The 17412-nt window shown below is 38.0% G+C and carries 15 protein-coding genes and 1 riboswitch; of the genes, 13 read left to right on the top strand and 2 right to left on the bottom strand.

All coding sequences use genetic code 11. From position 1 onward, the window contains the following. Positions 1 to 112: 112 nt before the first annotated feature. From QZR90_RS03105 to thiM, 3 genes are all read left to right on the top strand, one after another. Positions 113 to 2005: a glutamine synthetase gene (locus QZR90_RS03105; protein ID WP_295788676.1), complete on the top strand. Its 1893-nt coding sequence runs from the start codon at positions 113 to 115 to the stop codon at positions 2003 to 2005. A 205-nt stretch (positions 2006 to 2210) separates the two neighbouring features. Further along, entirely contained in the window at positions 2211 to 3074 is an 864-nt protein-coding gene (gene thiD / locus QZR90_RS03100; protein ID WP_295788674.1) for a bifunctional hydroxymethylpyrimidine kinase/phosphomethylpyrimidine kinase, read from the top strand. Continuing rightward, the gene (gene thiM / locus QZR90_RS03095; RefSeq protein ID WP_295788670.1) at positions 3071 to 4609 is read left to right on the top strand and encodes a hydroxyethylthiazole kinase; all 1539 of its coding nucleotides are present in this window, start codon (positions 3071 to 3073) and stop codon (positions 4607 to 4609) included. The genes thiD and thiM overlap by 4 nt, the downstream gene beginning before the upstream one ends. 283 nt (positions 4610 to 4892) lie before the next feature. On the opposite strand, the gene QZR90_RS03090 is transcribed toward thiM, so the two are convergent. Together QZR90_RS03090 and QZR90_RS03085 are read right to left on the bottom strand one after the other, a co-directional pair. Then, the gene (locus QZR90_RS03090; RefSeq protein ID WP_295788667.1) at positions 4893 to 5486 is read right to left on the bottom strand and encodes a GH25 family lysozyme; all 594 of its coding nucleotides are present in this window, start codon (positions 5484 to 5486) and stop codon (positions 4893 to 4895) included. Positions 5487 to 5510: 24 nt separating this feature from the next. Beyond that, positions 5511 to 6197 carry an RNA polymerase sigma factor gene (locus QZR90_RS03085; RefSeq protein ID WP_295788664.1) on the bottom strand — a complete coding sequence of 229 codons (687 nt, stop codon included), beginning with the start codon at positions 6195 to 6197 and terminating at the stop codon, positions 5511 to 5513. 695 nt (positions 6198 to 6892) lie between these two features. Here QZR90_RS03085 and QZR90_RS03080 point away from each other — a divergent pair. The 10 genes from QZR90_RS03080 to mtnA all read left to right on the top strand — a co-directional run bounded on the left by QZR90_RS03080 (position 6893) and on the right by mtnA (position 17273). Then, the gene (locus QZR90_RS03080; protein WP_295788661.1) at positions 6893 to 7924 is read left to right on the top strand and encodes a hypothetical protein; all 1032 of its coding nucleotides are present in this window, start codon (positions 6893 to 6895) and stop codon (positions 7922 to 7924) included. Positions 7925 to 8135: 211 nt separating this feature from the next. Further along, positions 8136 to 8666, top strand: a complete 531-nt coding sequence (locus tag QZR90_RS03075) for a hypothetical protein (RefSeq protein ID WP_295788658.1) — start codon at positions 8136 to 8138, stop codon at positions 8664 to 8666. A gap of 298 nt (positions 8667 to 8964) precedes the next feature. Further along, entirely contained in the window at positions 8965 to 9912 is a 948-nt protein-coding gene (locus QZR90_RS03070; protein WP_295788656.1) for a helix-turn-helix domain-containing protein, read from the top strand. Positions 9913 to 10124: 212 nt separating this feature from the next. Beyond that, positions 10125 to 10276, top strand: a riboswitch (FMN riboswitch). A 167-nt stretch (positions 10277 to 10443) separates the two neighbouring features. Then, the gene (gene ribD, locus QZR90_RS03065; protein ID WP_295788653.1) at positions 10444 to 11616 is read left to right on the top strand and encodes a bifunctional diaminohydroxyphosphoribosylaminopyrimidine deaminase/5-amino-6-(5-phosphoribosylamino)uracil reductase RibD; all 1173 of its coding nucleotides are present in this window, start codon (positions 10444 to 10446) and stop codon (positions 11614 to 11616) included. After that, on the top strand, positions 11616 to 12311 hold the full coding sequence (ribE, locus tag QZR90_RS03060) for a riboflavin synthase (RefSeq protein WP_295788651.1): 696 nt from the start codon (positions 11616 to 11618) through the stop codon (positions 12309 to 12311). The genes ribD and ribE (QZR90_RS03060) overlap by 1 nt, the downstream gene beginning before the upstream one ends. Positions 12312 to 12412: 101 nt before the next feature. Continuing rightward, positions 12413 to 13609, top strand: a complete 1197-nt coding sequence (locus QZR90_RS03055; RefSeq protein WP_295788649.1) for a bifunctional 3,4-dihydroxy-2-butanone-4-phosphate synthase/GTP cyclohydrolase II — start codon at positions 12413 to 12415, stop codon at positions 13607 to 13609. Between the two features lie 125 nt (positions 13610 to 13734). Then, positions 13735 to 14196 (top strand): 6,7-dimethyl-8-ribityllumazine synthase, encoded by a 462-nt coding sequence (gene ribE, locus QZR90_RS03050; protein ID WP_295788845.1) that lies wholly within the window; start codon positions 13735 to 13737, stop codon positions 14194 to 14196. Between the two features lie 32 nt (positions 14197 to 14228). Continuing rightward, complete coding sequence (gene hslO, locus QZR90_RS03045) at positions 14229 to 15110, top strand: Hsp33 family molecular chaperone HslO (protein ID WP_295788646.1); 882 nt, start codon at positions 14229 to 14231, stop codon at positions 15108 to 15110. A gap of 268 nt (positions 15111 to 15378) precedes the next feature. Next, positions 15379 to 16200: an S-methyl-5'-thioadenosine phosphorylase gene (gene mtnP / locus QZR90_RS03040; RefSeq protein ID WP_295788644.1), complete on the top strand. Its 822-nt coding sequence runs from the start codon at positions 15379 to 15381 to the stop codon at positions 16198 to 16200. After that, on the top strand, positions 16197 to 17273 hold the full coding sequence (mtnA, locus tag QZR90_RS03035) for an S-methyl-5-thioribose-1-phosphate isomerase (protein WP_295788641.1): 1077 nt from the start codon (positions 16197 to 16199) through the stop codon (positions 17271 to 17273). Before mtnP ends, mtnA begins: the two co-directional genes overlap by 4 nt. Positions 17274 to 17412: the final 139 nt, after the last annotated feature.

Raw genomic sequence — 17412 nt, 5'->3', positions numbered from 1 at the left:
AAGCTAGCATGTATGGTAACATACACCTAAGATAATAATCGGTCAATGAAGACCTACACTTTGTTTATTAGCAAGGTGTAGGTCTTTTTATTTTATTACAGGAGGTATCAGTATGAATAGTGAATTATTATATTACATTCCGGCCGGTCAATATGGTAAAGAAGGGGTATTAGCCCTTTTAGAGCAACATCCAGAAATCAAATTTGTATCCTTAGTAGGCATTGACCTTGCAGGGAATGATACAGATGAAAAGATTCCTATTGAGATGTTCTTTGATGATTATGAGTCTTTCTTTGAAGGTCGTGCTGTGCAAACTGATGGATCTTCTGTAGTATTGACTAATATTGCTACATTAAATAATGCCCGTGTTGACTTCTGGGCGGACCCAAATGTAAATTGGTTCATCGATTACAATGAGGAAAACATTGACCCAGCCACAGGTTTACCAACTGGTACTTTGCGCATTCCAGCATTCTTAAATCACTGTGATCGCTATGTAGACTCTCGCTCTATTTTAAATGACACATTAGATTTTGTTAAAAAAGAATTGCTAGCTTTATTTAAAGAGCATAAAGTACAAGATATGGATCATGTGAATTTTGATGAAGTAGCGGATCTTGTATTTACTACAGCTACAGAGCTTGAATTCTGGGTAAAAACACCATCTCAAGTAGTTAGCACGAAAGAATTATCTACCTCTCAAAAGCTACAAGAACAATATTGGCAACGTACTCATGGTGCCGTTCGTACTGCCTTAGAGGAATCTGTATTAGTACTCAATGCTTATGGCCTTCACGCTGAAATGGGCCATAAAGAAGTGGGCGGTGTTAAAGGCAAAATTGACGATGAAGGTCATGTAGATCATGTACTAGAGCAATTAGAAGTGGACTGGAAATATACGAGCAATCCATTACAAACAGCAGACAATGAATTGCAAGCTCGTATCATCGTTCGTGAAGTATTCCGCAAACATGGCCTCGATGTAACATTCCAAGCGAAACCAATTATTGGTGTAGCCGGATCTGGGGAACATACTCATTTTGGTTTAATGGCTAAAATGAAAAATGGTAAAATGGTAAATCTATTCTCCCCAAGCGATATGCGTAAAGCAGCGCTTAGCTCTTTAGGTATTGGGGCTATCATGGGCTTACTTAAAAACTATGAAGCTATTAATCCATTCATTTCCTCTACAACTGACTCTTTAAATCGTTTAAAACCTGGCTTTGAAGCACCAGTTTGTATTGTAACGTCCTTTGGTGAAAACCCAAGTGTGCCAAGTCGTAACCGTACTATACTTTGTGGTTTAATTCGCGATATTGACAATCCTATGGCAACTCGCTTTGAACTTCGTTCACCAAATCCATATACTAATACGTATACAGCGATTGCACTTATTTACTCTGCTGTACTCGATGGCCTACGCTATGTACTTACTTCTGGTAAATCCTATGATGAGTTATTAGCTGAAATTTCTAAAGCTCCAGAAGCAGATGCAGATTATTTAGAAAAAGGCCGTGCATATCGTTCAGAACGCAATGTATTTGATGATTACACTGCGGAAGAGCGCAATGCTATGTTTAGTGAGCCACCAGCTACTGTATGGGAAAATATTTTAGGATATCGGAACAATGAAGCAAAAGTTAATGCGTTGGCTAAATCTGGTGCATTTGCAAAAGATTTAATGGATTCTTTCATTGCAGGCGTGATTAATCGTTGGACTTTGGAATTGACTAATCGTATTGTTCCATCTAACTTGGCTATCGTACGCTCTATGAAACCTGCTCATGAAACAAATTCTTTCGATGATGCGCGTTGGGAAGAAGTAAATCGCATTCGTTTATTCTTGGCTAAAGACAGTGTAACAGAAAAATCCTTGTTTACTCGTATTATTGAAGCTGTAGCGGAAAAAGACTTTGACGAAGCTTCTAAATTACAAGTTGAAATGAGCGAAAAAATGGCTGAACTAGAAGCTAAATACTTCGAATATAGCCGCAACATAATTTAATCGATCGATTGAGATTAATTTAAATTGACTTAAATAAAACTCTCTTGCAAACTTTAAGTTTGTGAGAGAGTTTTTTTAGAAAATAGTGGCGCATATAGTGTGAATGTCGTACAATAATATTTAGTATTGGGTTCGTCATTTTATTACATGGGAAAGTAAGAAAAGGAGACTTGCTTTCCTGTACTGTAGTAAGAGGAGGACTATTATGGAACGTTATGTTTCCCCAGAAAATAATAAATCAATTGATACATTAGCCCTATTGCCACAAAGACCATTGGGAATTGCCTTGACTATTGCTGGCACTGACCCATCTGGTGGTGCTGGTGTTATGGCTGATTTAAAGTCATTCCAGTCTCGCCAAGTCTATGGTATGGCGGCCATCACAAGTGTAGTGGCGCAAAATACGAATGGTGTACAGCTAATTCAAAATGTAGACCTTCCTATGTTAGAGGCTCAACTTCACTGTGTATATGAAGATATTACACCAAAGGCTGTAAAGACGGGCATGATTCCTAATGTAGAGATGATGCGTATCATTCGCAAATATGTGGATGGCTCTATCCCTTATGTTATGGATCCTGTTATGGTAGCTACAAGTGGTGATCATTTAATCGACAAAGCCGCAAGGGATCAATTTAAAGCTGAATTGATGCCTGTGGCTACTTTGGTGACCCCAAATTTATCGGAGGCTGAATTTTTAGTAGGCTTTTCTATTGAAACAGAAAGCGATATTGAAAAGGCGGCTCAGGTCATTTTAAATGAAATGGGACCACAAGCTGTGGTCATTAAAGGCGGTCATTTTGGTATTATGGCTAAAGACTATTTATATATTCGTGGCGAACAAGTTAAGACCTATGAAAGCCCTAAATTGGACACGGTGCACACGCATGGCACAGGTTGTACCTTTTCTGCCGTTATTACAGCAGAATTAGCTAAGGGGAAATCATTAGAAGAGGCTGTATGGATTGGCAAGCAATTTATAGCTCATGCCATTGCTACTAATCCAGGTTTAGGTCATGGCCATGGACCAGTGAATCACATGGTATTTCAAGGCGAGGTAGAATTATGAGAGTCAAAGATATGTCTCATTATGTAGAGAAGCTGCGGCAAAAAAATCCTCTCGTAATTTGCTTGACCAATGATGTAGTGAAAAATTTTACTGCTAATGGCCTGTTAGCACTTGGTGCGTCGCCAGTTATGAGTGGGTGTAAAGAAGATTTACAAGACTTAATGCCCTTGGCTAATGCTGTATTAATTAATATTGGTACAATTACGCCTGAATTAGCTACTTTATATAAAGCGGCAGCTAAATTAGCTAATGCTCATAATGTACCCATCATTTTAGATCCTGTAGCAGCGGGTGCAGGTGCTTTTCGCAAGTCTGTAGCTCTTGATTTGTTGACGGATTATAAAATTGCGGTAATTCGTGGTAATGCTGGTGAAATTGCAGCCTTAGTGAATGAGTCCATTGCTACGAAAGGTGTAGACAGTAGTGGAGCCAATGAACCAGGCCCATTAGCCCAGAGAGCGGCTAAGCAATATAAGACAGTAGTTATTGCCACAGGGGCTGTTGATGGTGTAGCGACGGAGTCGGGCTATGTAGAACTAGCTAATGGTTCTTCTTTAATGCCAAAGGTAGTAGGTACTGGATGCCTGTTAGGTGCTGTAGTGGCAGCTTTTGTAGGCAGTGGTAGCAATCAAGCAGATGTTGTCATTGATAAGGGTGGGCATCAGTCCAATTTATCTATTCCTTGTCATGATGCCAGTGATGCTGTGTATTTTGATTTAGCTCGAGCGGCCATTTCTACCTACAATGTGAGTGGTGAATTAGCCGAATTAAAGATTTTTGGCAAAGGCCCTGGTACGTATGCAGTGGAGTTTATTAATGCTTTAGAAGCTGTAACAGATGATATGGTTATAAAACAGACTCAATGTGTACGGACGTCCTTTAATAGACTGTATAATGATAGAGAGCGGATTTGTAAGGCTATGGATATATACTTCATCTGTGGTACACAAGATTTTGAAGGCCATGAAGACCAAGCCCTTAAGACCATTGAAGAAGCTCTTCAAGCTGGTATTACGATGTTCCAATTGCGCGAAAAAGGTAAAGGCTCATTAGAAGGGGCCCGTAAAAAAGATTTTGCCTTAAAAGTGCAAGCACTTTGCAAACAATATAAAGTACCTTTTATCGTAAATGATGATATGGATTTAGCGGAAGAATTAGATGCCGATGGTGTTCATATTGGCCAAGATGATGCTCCCATTGAAGAAGTAAGAGTGCGCTTTGGTCATAAAATAATTGGCCTTTCGATTCACGATGTAAGTGAGTATAAACTATCCAATGTAGCATTAGCTGATTATATTGGCGTAGGGCCTATTCATGGGACGCAGTCAAAAGCAGATGCGAAGTCAGCTATAGGTTATGAGGGGATACAAGCGGTACGTCACTTTGATCCTCAAGTCCCCATTGTTGCAATTGGTGGTATCGTAGCTGCTGATGTAAAGCCTTTAAAAACAGCTGGTGCTGATGGTGTTAGTGTTATATCTGCTATTACTAAAGCCAGTGATGTGAGTCAGGCCGTAGCAGCGCTTAAACAATAAGTAGAATAGCGTAAAAGTTAATATAAATTAAAATCCCTATGATAAACTTTGCTTTCAAAAAGTAGTCATAGGGATTTTTTTTACATTAGTATTTTATATAGGCAATTTTTATTTGATTAATTATTCGTTAAAATCATACTGTAAATTCATTCTATGAATTAAGCGTATACAAGGTTTTCTAAAAAAGTGCACATCTATTTAACTTCATTTTTTATAAAATAAAAGCAGTTTATACCATCTTGATATAAACTGCTTTTTATCAATTGTGTTATACTAATTTTGGTTATGGCAGGATACGATTGCCATCAAAGTATTGGCCATTTAGTTCTAGAAGATTAGTGTACTGCCACATATATGCATCAGGCAAATCGCATTGTGTATTATATTGGGCACACCATTTGGGGCAAGATAGTTGCGTTCCATCAATATGATGGGTCCACCAATCTAAATTGGCATACACACCACAGTGATAATAGCCAGCTTTCCATAAGGTATTAACAAAGACGCTACATATATTGGTTATTTCTTGTTTAGTCAGTGGTGGCAAGCAATAGGTCGCCTTATAATCGTCTGCATCTTCCATATCGAACCAAATACCATAGGGAATGCGATTAGGTGTAAGACCACAGTCTTGTAACGTGTGGATTACATAATGTGCTTCTTGTTTCGCATCTATTTCATGCAAGGCATAAGAATAATAGTAAATGCCAATAGGAATACCTGCTGTAAGAGCACCATTTACATTAGCATAGAAATTTTTATCGAGCCGACCCTGGCCGTAACCTAATCTAATAATGGCAAATTGAACACCTTTAGCTTGCAAAGTGTTCCAAGGGATATATCCATTATGTTCACTTACATCAATGCCATGAATCATTGTATAAACCTCCTTTGTGATACTTTAGTTTTGAGGTGCTTTAGTGCACTTTTCAAGGGGGAGACCACTAGTATCAATCGTATTGTAATATACTTTTAAAGCCTCTACGGCTCGTTGTTTATGTTTGAACACGGCTTGTCGTGAAATATTATATTTCTTCCCTAAATAGGTCAAGCTGTGCTGTTTTACATATATATCTTTTAATAGTTCGTGTTGCTTAGGTTCTAAGCGTTGCAGGGCTAATCGTATAGCACGCTTAGTGTGAAGGTTCAAATAATCTGATTCAGCGCTAGGTACTGGCTCCAGAATATCTTCTAAGGAAAGGCTATTAGTTTCTAGCTTTCGGTCGCTAGCCACATTTTTGATAAGGATGCAGCTTTCGCGTTGCCATTGATTGCGTAATTTTTTGAAGGCATTATATTGTCCATATTTTATACGAGATTGCACAAAGCCTGGGAAGGGGACTTTGGTTTCTCTCTTATATTCTTTTACTGCTTTTAAGAAATGACACCAAAGTTCATTTTCCATATCCTTTTGCACTATTTTTACCGGTGTAGCTGAAGCATATTTGTGAATAAGTGGCTCATACCGTTCGCATAGACTGGCTAGGGCTTTGGTATTGCCTGCTTGGGCGGCACTGACTAGGCCTTGTTGATCTTTAGAGACATGTTGTTGATTAAGGTTTGTAATATTTGATGTGGATTGGATCATATAGTCTCCTTTCTTTTAAGTTTTGGTTGCTACCTGAGTATATTATGTGTCTATTACTAAGCTTTGATTACGTAATCTAAGATATATTTTAGATTGTCTTATGGTACTGCACAATAGACTTGGATTATCTTGAAATTTTACCAAATAGAAAATTTATATATACATATAGAGTGAAAGGTGGTGATAATTTACAAAATAAAGTGTATTTTAAATATTTTATACTTTTATATTAAGAAATGAGGTGCTAGCTCTAATTAGGTACTAGATTCAGTTTTATAAATAGAGAGAAATCAAGAAAAACATACTAGTTCTATTTCTATTTATAGGAGTGAATTATTCTTGGTACTTAAGAATAAAAAATAATAAAACATTCTTTTGTTGCATTTCAGAAATTTGAGAGTAGTGTAAGGAAAAAGCTTATTATTAATCGAAGATGTAGTTAAATATAAATCATAAGGGAGGTAAAGTATCATACAAAGGCGAGTAGAATATGGCTACAGATTTGATTGAGTAAGCGCAAAAATCCAAGTAGAAGGGCAATAAAAGAACGTGGAGAAAATTTGGTCATTTTACCATATAAAAACTAGAAACAAAACGGATTTAAAAAGCAAAAAAATATAGAGAGCGTATAGGTTAACTGTGTACAAAAAAGTTCTATAGCTCATAAATCAACTTTTTATAAAAAAAGTAAAACTATGAGAAAAAAAGATGATTTTGATAAGCGAATTCATATATCACAATTTGAGAAAGGCGGTGATAGGACTTTTATAAAATACAATCGCTTTTATTTATTAGCGATTGAAGAGATTTTGCTAGAAGCCTTATTAGATGAGTTTTCAGTTCAAAAGCTTGTAAGTCCCTGCAAAGAAGCCATTGATAAAATGGAACAACTCAGTAGGAAAGCAAAGCCGTCGAAGCGTGTTAAAGATGCTATTTGTAAATGTTTTACTCATGGCAAATCGCAGCTCTATACTCATAGCTCTAAATTATCTGGGCATGTATATGGTCACAGTAGGCTTGAGTATTTAGAATTAGCCCTTGGTACCTGCACTCACTTTATTAGCAATGAGTGGAATTATTATAAGAAGAAGGGAGCGCAAGGCGTTAATTTCTTTGGCTCTTATTTCCAATCTCTAGATGTAAAGTATTGTATTGAGCGCGATGCAAAGGTTATTACTGGATATACATCTAAGACATATGAACCTAAAACATTCAGATATACCTATATTTATGAAGCTGGTATACGAAGGTTGACTAGGCATTGGGCTTTATGTATTAAGGGTATACTGCGTATCATGCATAATTACCAAATGAAGACGCCTTCTTATTTTTATGAGCTGGTAAATGAACTAGATCAATATAACTTTAAAATTACTAATTTGCAGAATTTAGTGCAAAAAATAAGTTGTTATGGTTCTATTTCATATGAAGATATTTTTAGTACCACTAGTTCACTCTTTGATTATTATGAGCATCTAATCCTTCTTTGGAGGAAGGTTGTCCAGTTTGTGAAAACGAAGCTGATGTGCATATCACCGCTTGATGAGGGCACTTTAGAACTTATTGTTTCTCACATAGATGAGGGTGAGGCCTTGCTCGCTGAGTTGGGCAGTGGCATCCATCTTTGTAGCTTTAGATTATGTGGTGGCACTTTGCTTAAAGGAAGTTTGACTTATTTGCGAGGTATACCGATTCATAATCCTTTGGAAAGCTATATTTTACACTAGTTAAAACAATGAGATGGGCGTTATTGATAGTCTATGTATTGCTATTTAATATATTGAGTAGTGGCACATCGAATAATTTGAATTTGTTGACAAAATGGAGCGTAAACGCCTCATTGGAGCCAAGTTGCATATTGTCAAGTAAGTGACTTTTTCATATACTGTAAATGAGATTTGATTTCAATTTTATTTATTATATAAAAGGAGTATTACTATGGCAGACTACAAATTTAAAACTATGCAAGCGCCTACGGATCCACATGATAAGGCACGTTATGAATGGGCATTAAAACACGTTGAAATTGCACAAAAACAGGGTTTAACCGATGATGAAATTGAAGCCTTATTTGAGCAAATTTTAGCTTTTGACTTTAAGGATGTTGAGGCAGTGCCTCGTGATGAAGCGCATAAGACTTTACGCATTGCTTTAGAGCATGCAAATGGAGCTATTGCAGCAGGCCAATCGGTAGATGTGGCACATGATTTATTCCGCAAGATTATGCATGGTGAAGTTACTTCCTGCCCACGTGGTGAGGAGCATAAGGATCATGGCAAGGGCGGTGCTGATTATGTAGGTCATCATCATGGACATCACCATGGCAAGGGCGATACAGCTCATCACCATGGACACCATCACGGTCATAAAGGTTGTGGCTGTCATGGGGGTGTAGGCCATGAACATCATCACAAACATGATTCTCATGCTGATGAAGGTTCTTGTGGCTGTGAGCATAAAGAAAACTAATTGCTCGGCTCTGTCTCAATCAAAATTAATAATGGTCTAGGCCATACAATTTGATTATAGTAAGTCTTTTTTATACTTTTAATTAAGTCGTATTAGCGCTTATAAATTAAAATTTACCAATGCGAAGGTCACAGTCTAAAAATGGCTGTGGCCTTTGCTTTTTTAGGTTGAATCGATTAGAAAAACTTATATTAATAATATTAATTTATTTAATTACATTTCTAAAAAATCTTTATTTATTATTCATAAATGTATGATATACTAGGCAGGAAATTTATTGGAGGAGTCGGTTTGAAGTATGAAGTACCCTGTTCACCTGTCCACTCAAAAGATGCTAAAAGCAGGTGGCCTAGATATTAAGGCCTGGTGTGAAGCGCGAAGCATTTATGTAGAAGAGGCAGAGTCTGTGTTGTTTGTTAATGATGAGGAGTTTCAAGAATTTTTATTGGAATATAAATCATCTTTAAAGCCTAGTATGATTGCTAATTTGTGCAATTTAGAAGTATCCCGCTTTTTTTGCTCTATGCAATATTATCCTTTAACGGCCAGTAATGCATTAGAAGGCTTAAAGCGTTATATTGAGTTTAGACATCGCATTGGGCCTATTGAAATTGAAGCAAAAGAAGAAAAGGGGCAGATGACCTTACGTTTTGTGAATAAACATTCACGTATGGTATTAGATGGCCCTTTATTGTTATTGGTGAAGACCTTGTTAATTAATATTCTCTGCCAAGGAGGCGGGCGCTTATGCCCTTTAAGCTCTTGTAAAATGCCGGACACTTATGGAGAGAATATAAATGAATATACTTTTCCTATTAGTAATTTACAGTTCCCTTTGTTAAAAGAGAATAATTATATGGCTCGCTATTTAGAAAAGGCAATGGCACCGTATTATGCAAATTTAATGAACAATAGCCAAAGCTTTACAAAAGTCGTTATTAATGAGCTAATCGAAGGCTTGCCAAGTGGGGAATATCATGTAGTCCAATTGGCTAAGCGCTTAGATTTGAGTGAGCGCAGTTTGCAGCGTCATTTACAAGATGAGGGCGTACAGTTTAAACGCCTCCTTAGAGAAGTGCAGCAAATGATGATTAAAGTATATTTAGATTTAAATGTCACTTCAGAAGAGATCGCTTTTCTGACTGGTTTTGCCTCCTTACGCGAGTTCCTAAGTAGCTTTAGAACTTGGTTTGGAATGGGCGTAGCAGCCTACAAAGAACGTTTAAGCACTTATGAGAAATATTAAAATGTGAACATAATAAAATATAATTATGAGGGAACTTATAAATAATAGATAGGTGCTGGAGATAGATTATACATCAAAATAAGTTAAAGACTATAAATAAAACTCCATAGTTGCACATTTTACTATTTGGGCGTATAATCAATTATATAGATTCGGTGATAATTATTCACAAAATGAATCTATAATACATACAGTGTTACAATTGTATATAGAGTAGTCTTTGAGGCAAGGTGCGAAATAGACTGGACTCTTTGGAGTCCACATTTCAATTCCTGACCGGCGGTCATAGTCCGCAAGCTCTGAAATGGGTTGACTCGGTGCGATTCCGAGACCGACAGTATAGTCTGGATAGGAAAAGACAGATACACAGATTTTATAGACTAGTAATTTTATACTAGGATTAGGTAGATTTGTGTAGCCGTAAAATATTTCAAGGACTATAGCAATATAGTCCTTTTTATTTTGTACCTCACAGATGAATCAAGTCTAGTAGACAGGCATCGTAATTTTGAAAGTAATTGAGGTAATAGTATGACAGATGAGCAGTATATGGCTAGGGCGTTGTCCTTAGCTGCTAGAGCAATAGGGCATACGCATCCAAATCCAATGGTCGGTGCTGTGGTCGTAAAAGACGGCCAAATTGTGGGTGAAGGCTATCATCATAAGGCCGGTCAAGCGCATGCAGAGGTGAATGCTTTGAATGAAGCTGGTGCATTAGCTGAGGGCGCTACTTTATATGTTACACTAGAGCCCTGCGCCCACTATGGTAAAACACCGCCTTGTGCTAAGAGGGTCATTGAAGCTGGCGTGAGTCGCGTGGTTATTAGTGTGGTAGATCCTAATCCTTTAGTAGGTGGCAAGGGCATTGCCATGCTAGAGGCGGCTGGTATTGAGGTTACAGTTGGTATATTAGCAGATACTTGTGCTAAATTGATTGAAGGATTTTTAACCTATATAAAGACTAAAAAGCCTTTTATTACCTTGAAATCAGCCATGTCTTTAGATGGTAAAATTGCTACTAAGCAAGGTGAGTCACAGTGGATTACTAATGAGTGCGCTCGCAAAGATGGGCATGTTCTTCGCGCATCCCATGATGCTATTTTAGTGGGAATTGGCACAGTACTAGCAGATAACCCTACTTTAAATACGAGGCTTACGGCGGAGGAATTGTGTCAGGCAGTTTCTAGCCCTTGGATAGAAGCTGCAGATGCTAATATCGTAGAATCTATGCCAGTCCATCAGCCCGATGTAATTGTATTAGATAGTGTAGGCCGAACACCAAGTGATGGACAGATTTTTTCTAAAATAAATCGCCAGGTACATATTTTTGTAGGGCCTCGCTGTGAAGACAAAGATTGTCAACGTTTAACTGATGCTGGCGGCATAGTACATATGGTGCCGGAGGATGCAGAAGGACTTTCTATTGAGGCAGTATTAACAAAATTAGGTGAATTAGGCTATACCTCTGTATTGGTTGAAGGCGGCAGTCATATTATTGCTAACTTCATGACTCACAAGAGCTTTAATAAGTTAGTAACCTATGTGGGCAACATCCTCATTGGTGGTCAAGAGGCCTTAAGTGCTATGGCTGGTGAAGGTATTTCCTATTTAAAAGAGGCACCGCAGTTGCAGTTTACTGATGTAAAAGTATTAGATAATAATTTACGAATTGAAGCCTATCTTAAAGAAGGGAGTGGACGCTAATGTTTACTGGCATTATCGAAGAAGTCGGTCATGTGGTAAGTATTCGCCACGCTGGACCTTCATTGCGTTTGACTATTGAAGGAAAGAAGATATTTGAAGATATGGAAATTGGCTGCTCCATAGCGGTGAATGGAGTGTGCTTAACTGTAACCGAGTTTACAGGCACACAATTTACTGCCGATGTTATGCCGGAGTCAGTAAAAATGACAACCTTATATCATTTGAAAACAGGCACTGCTGTTAATCTGGAGCGCGCAATGGCTGCGAATGGTCGTTTTGGTGGTCATATGGTGGCCGGTCATGTAGATGGCACGGGTGTAATTAGACGCATTCAAAGAGTGGGGAATTCAGTTGTGTTTTCCATAGCTACTTCACCAGCTGTTATGGACTATATAATCTATAAAGGATCTATTGCTGTAGATGGAGCTAGTTTGACTGTATCTAAGCGTGAAGCTGATTATTTTGAAATTTCAATCATTCCTCACACTATCGAAAACACTATACTAGCTAGTGCTAAAGTGGGCACAGTGGTTAATTTAGAGACTGACATTGCAGGCCGCTATATCCAGCATTTTTTAATACATAATCAAGGAGTACCTATTGGTGCAGATACTAAGGCACCAGTTGAGGGTGAACCTTCTAATAAAAAGTCGAAGATGACCATGGATTGGCTTTCATCAAAAGGTTTTATGTAATAGAGGTTATAACAATGCTGTAAAGTAAATTGCGCATTGTAGAGCATAGAGGTACTAGCCATTGGGAAGCTAGCCTTAGCTTAAAGAAAAGGAGTTACATTATGGGACGCACATTAAATACAATTGAAGAAGTATTAGAAGATATTAAAATCGGTAAGCCCGTTATTATCGTGGATGATGAAAGCCGTGAAAACGAAGGCGATTTAGTGATTGCTGCGGAATTTGCCACTATGGAAAATATTAATTTCATGGTAAAAGAAGCTCGTGGTATTGTGTGTACACCGATGAAAAAGGCTGATTTAGATCGCCTCGGGATTACACAAATGGTAGAAAAAAATACTGATAATCACGAAACAGCGTTTACAGTTACAGTGGACCATGTAGATACGACGACTGGTGTATCACCATATGAGCGAGCGTTAACAATTCGCCATTTATTAGATGACAATGCTAAGCCAGAAGATTTTCGCCGCCCTGGCCATGTATTTCCACTTCAATACAAAGAAGGTGGCGTTTTAGTACGTCAAGGGCATACAGAAGCATCTGTGGATTTTTGCCGTTTGGCTGGACTTAAAGAGGCCTCTGTTATTTGTGAAATTACTAAAGATGATGGCAACATGGCGCGTCTTGATGATTTATTTGAATTTGCTGAAACCTATGATTTAAAAATTGCCTCTGTAGCGGAGCTCGTAGAATATCGTAAATTGCATGAGCCAATCATTACTTTGGCAGCAGAATCTAATTTGCCAACAGAATTTGGTGATTTCAAAATCTTAGTTTTCAAAAACTATTTAGATCATAAGGAGCATTTAGCCATTGTTAAGGGCGATGTAAAAGATGGCGAAGATGTACTCGTACGCGTTCACTCTGAATGCTTAACTGGTGATGTATTTGGTTCTAAACGCTGCGACTGTGGTCCACAGCTTCACAAAGCGCTTGAAACGATTGAAAAAGAAGGACGCGGTGTTGTAGTGTATATGCGCCAAGAAGGGCGTGGCATTGGTCTTACTAATAAAATTAAAGCCTATGCACTACAAGAGCAGGGCTTAGATACAGTAGAGGCAAATGTAAAATTAGGATTCCCACCAGATATGCGTGAATATTCTTTAGCAGCGCAAATTATTCGTTTCTTAGGCATTAAGAGTGTGGAATTATTGACCAATAATCCTTTAAAGAAAACAAGTTTAGAACATTGGGGCATTGAAGTGAATAAACGGGTCCCTGTTATTATTAAGGCCAATAGTATTAATGCATCGTATTTACAGACTAAGAAAGAAAAAATGGGGCATTTATACTAAGGGCGAATAAAGCACGAATAATTTGAACATATGAATAGTATTTTTAAATTAGACGATTAGAAAATTACAATCTTAAAAATTATAAGATTAGAAATTAAAAGATCAGAAATTAAAATTGGAGGCATATAATGATTAGAGAAGGTAAATTATTAGGCACAGGTAAGCGTTTTGCAATTATTGGTTCACGCTTCAATGAGTTCATTACATCTAAATTAATTGGTGGCGCTATGGATGCGTTGCTTCGTCATGATGTAAAAGAAGAAGATATTACGACGATTTGGGTGCCAGGTGCATTCGAAATTCCTTTAATTGCAAAAAAAGCAGCTCTTAGTGGTAAATATGATGCCGTTATTTGTGTAGGTGCAGTTATCCGTGGATCTACAACTCATTATGATTATGTATGTAGTGAAGTGTCTAAAGGTATTGCTCATATTAGCTTAGAAACTGGCGTGCCAGTAATGTTTGGCGTATTGACTACAGAAAATATTGAACAAGCTATTGAGCGAGCTGGCACTAAAGCGGGCAATAAAGGTTTCGATTGTGCTATGGGCGCTATTGAAATGGTAAATTTAATTGAACAGATTTAAGTAATCTATTAATACAGTGGTAAGGAGTTTTTATGGATACAATTTGTCGCTATACCACCAAAGAAGGTGTGCGTATGGCTGTAGCTGTAACAAGAGATACAGTGGAAGAAGCAAGAGTTCGTCATGAGTTGAGTTCTGTTGCTACAGCTGCTTTAGGTCGCTCTATGACAGGGGCCCTATTAATGGATGGAGATTTTAAAAATGATGAAAATGTAAGTTTACGGATTCAAGGGGATGGCCCTTTAGGGGTGATTCATGTGGATGCGTTTAGCAATAATACAGTCCGTGGTTATGTAGATAATCCTCATGTAGAGGTACCTCTTAAGTATGCTGGTAAATTAGATGTAGGCGCCGCTGTAGGTCATCATGGAGATGTAAAGGTGACGCGTTTCACTAAATTGCGCCAAGACTATACATCTCAAAGCCTTATTCAAAGTGGTGAAATTGCAGAAGACTTAGCTTATTATTTATATACATCAGAGCAAATCCCAGCAACTATTAGCCTTGGTGTTTTAGTAGATACAGATCACACGACTAAAGCTGCTGGCGGATTTTTAGTACAAGCTTTACCTGATGCTACAGATGAAGCCTTAGCACAGGTGGAAGCTAATATTAATGAATTAGGCCCTATTTCTAAGTATTTAGAAGCTCATCCAGATGGTGAAGGCTTGGTAGAGCGCGTTCTTTGTGGTTTTACTATTGAGAAGGTGTATGAAGGCGATGTACATTTTCAGTGCACTTGCAGTCGTGAACGCTTTGAAAGTATTCTTATGACTTTACGTGATGAAGATAAAAAAGATTTGCTTCAAGATGAACAAACTGAATTAGTCTGTCATTATTGCAATGAAAAGTATCATTTCAGTCAAGATGAATTAAAGGCTATTTTTGAAGAAGCAAAAGGGTTAAAAAGTTAATTTAAACGATTAAACTTTTATCTTATTTCTTTATAAATTCTAGTCGATTCATATAAAGTAATGAGTAACGCTTTCATTAAGAATATGGTACAATATAATAGACAAGCCTTATAGCACATATATAGTTATGGATATGACTTATGATTTGTAGCATTTACAAAATTGCTAGTTATTTTTAGTAACAATATATTGTTTATAACATAAGGTATTTATTCTCCAGGCTTGCCCTGGAGAATTTTTTTCTTTTTATATATAAAGAGGTGACATAATGGGTGTAATAGCAGTTATAGGTGGTACTGGCGTGTATGATCCGTCTATGTTTGAAAATATTGAAGCAAAAACAATGACTACTCCTTATGGAGATATTGCGTATACTGAAGGGTCCTATAAGGGCAAAAAAGTTATATTTTTAGCTCGTCATGGGGCCGGTCATTCGATTCCGCCACATTTAATTAATTATCGTGCCAATATTTGGGGCTTGAAGAAATTAGGCGTTACAGTTATTGTATCGACTACTGCTGTAGGTTCATTAAATCCTGATTATAAACCAGGTCATTTTGTATTAATTGACCAATTTTTAGATTTTACAAAAGCCCGTGAAGGTACTTTCTTTGATGGAAATGGCAAAAAAGTAGTTCATTTAGGCGTAGGGAACCCATATTCTCCAGAAGTACGTCAGGCTATTGAGGACGCAGCGAATGAACTAAACATTGATATTCACAATGGTGGCACTTATGTGTGCACTGAAGGGCCGCGCTTTGAAACACCAGCAGAGATAAAAATGTATCGCCAATTTGGCGCTGATACAGTGGGCATGACCAATGTGCCAGAAGTCGTGTTAGCTGGTGAAGCAGAAATTGCTTATGCCACTATTTCCATGGTTACCAATTTTGCAGCAGGTATTTCACCTACAGAATTAACTCATCAAGAAGTGTTAGATATTATGCAAGAATTAAGTGACAAATTTAAAGCGCTCATTCTTCGCACGATAGAGAAAATAGATCCGAATGAAGATTTACCAGCTCATCATCGCTTAGCTGAATACGGTGGTTTTAAAGCTGCTTTAGGGGCCGACGGTGATTTGTTATGAGAAGCATAGAGTGGACTGGCAAAGAATTAATTTTATTGGATCAAACAAAACTTCCTACGGAGGAAGTATATATTTACTGTACTGATTGGCGAGAAGTGGCTGAGGCCATTAAGATGCTCCGCGTAAGAGGAGCTCCAGCTATTGGCGTGGCAGCTGCGTATGGACTTATTTTAGCTGCTAAGGAAGTGCAAGCTACAGTGATTAAGCAGGCATGTCCTTTAGAAGACCGCGCTATTACGGAAAAATCTCTATTTTTAGAATTCGCAAATGAATTGCGTGCCACCCGGCCAACAGCTATTAATTTAGCCTGGGCTATAGACCGCGTAGTGACTAATGTGGTAGTACCTGCTGAGTCTATTACAGCGGCGCTTTCTATGATTGAAGCAGAGGCGCAAGCAATTGAACATGAAGACTTACAGCTCAATATTCGCATGGCTAAAGCAGGGGCAGAACTATTTGAAGGTCAGCAACATGTGCGCATTTTGACGCATTGCAATGCTGGTGCTTTAGCTACAGCCGGTATTGGTACAGCTTTAGGTGTTGTACGGGAGCTTCACAAGGAAGGACAATTAGAGCGTGTCTATGCTGATGAGACGAGACCGCTACTTCAAGGGGCGCGCTTAACAGCTTTTGAATTACACGAAGATGGCATCCCTGTTACTTTGCTGACCGATAATATGGCGGCCTATGCTATGGGGCAAGGTCTTATTGACGCTGTTATTGTCGGTGCTGACCGCATCACAACTAAGGGGGATGTGGCAAATAAAATTGGTACCTATGGGGTGGCTTTATTGGCTAAGGCGCACAATATACCATTTTATGTGGCAGCACCATATAGTACTTTTGACTTTAGCTTAGAAGAGGGCAGTCAGATTCCTATTGAAATGCGAGCGCCAGAAGAAGTGATGAATTTTGGTGGCACTCAAACTGCACCAAAGGGCATTGAGGTGCTAAATCCTGCTTTTGATGTTACACCTCATGAGTTAGTTACAGCTATTATTACTGAAGAAGGTGTACTAAAGCCGCCATTTACGGAATCCATTGGGAAATTGAAAAAGCTGATTACTGACTAGTAGAGCGTTTATAGGCTTTATGATGAATGTACAGTAACTAACATTCATCACATAGTCTAAGTGATTTATATAAAATGAGTGATTTATATAAAATTATTGTTTTATATAAAATGAATGCTTTATATAAAAATAGAAAGAA

It is taken from the genome of uncultured Veillonella sp. (assembly GCF_900545795.1).
Lineage (GTDB): Bacteria > Bacillota > Negativicutes > Veillonellales > Veillonellaceae > Veillonella_A.
This window is presented reverse-complemented; position numbering and strand designations above follow the sequence as displayed.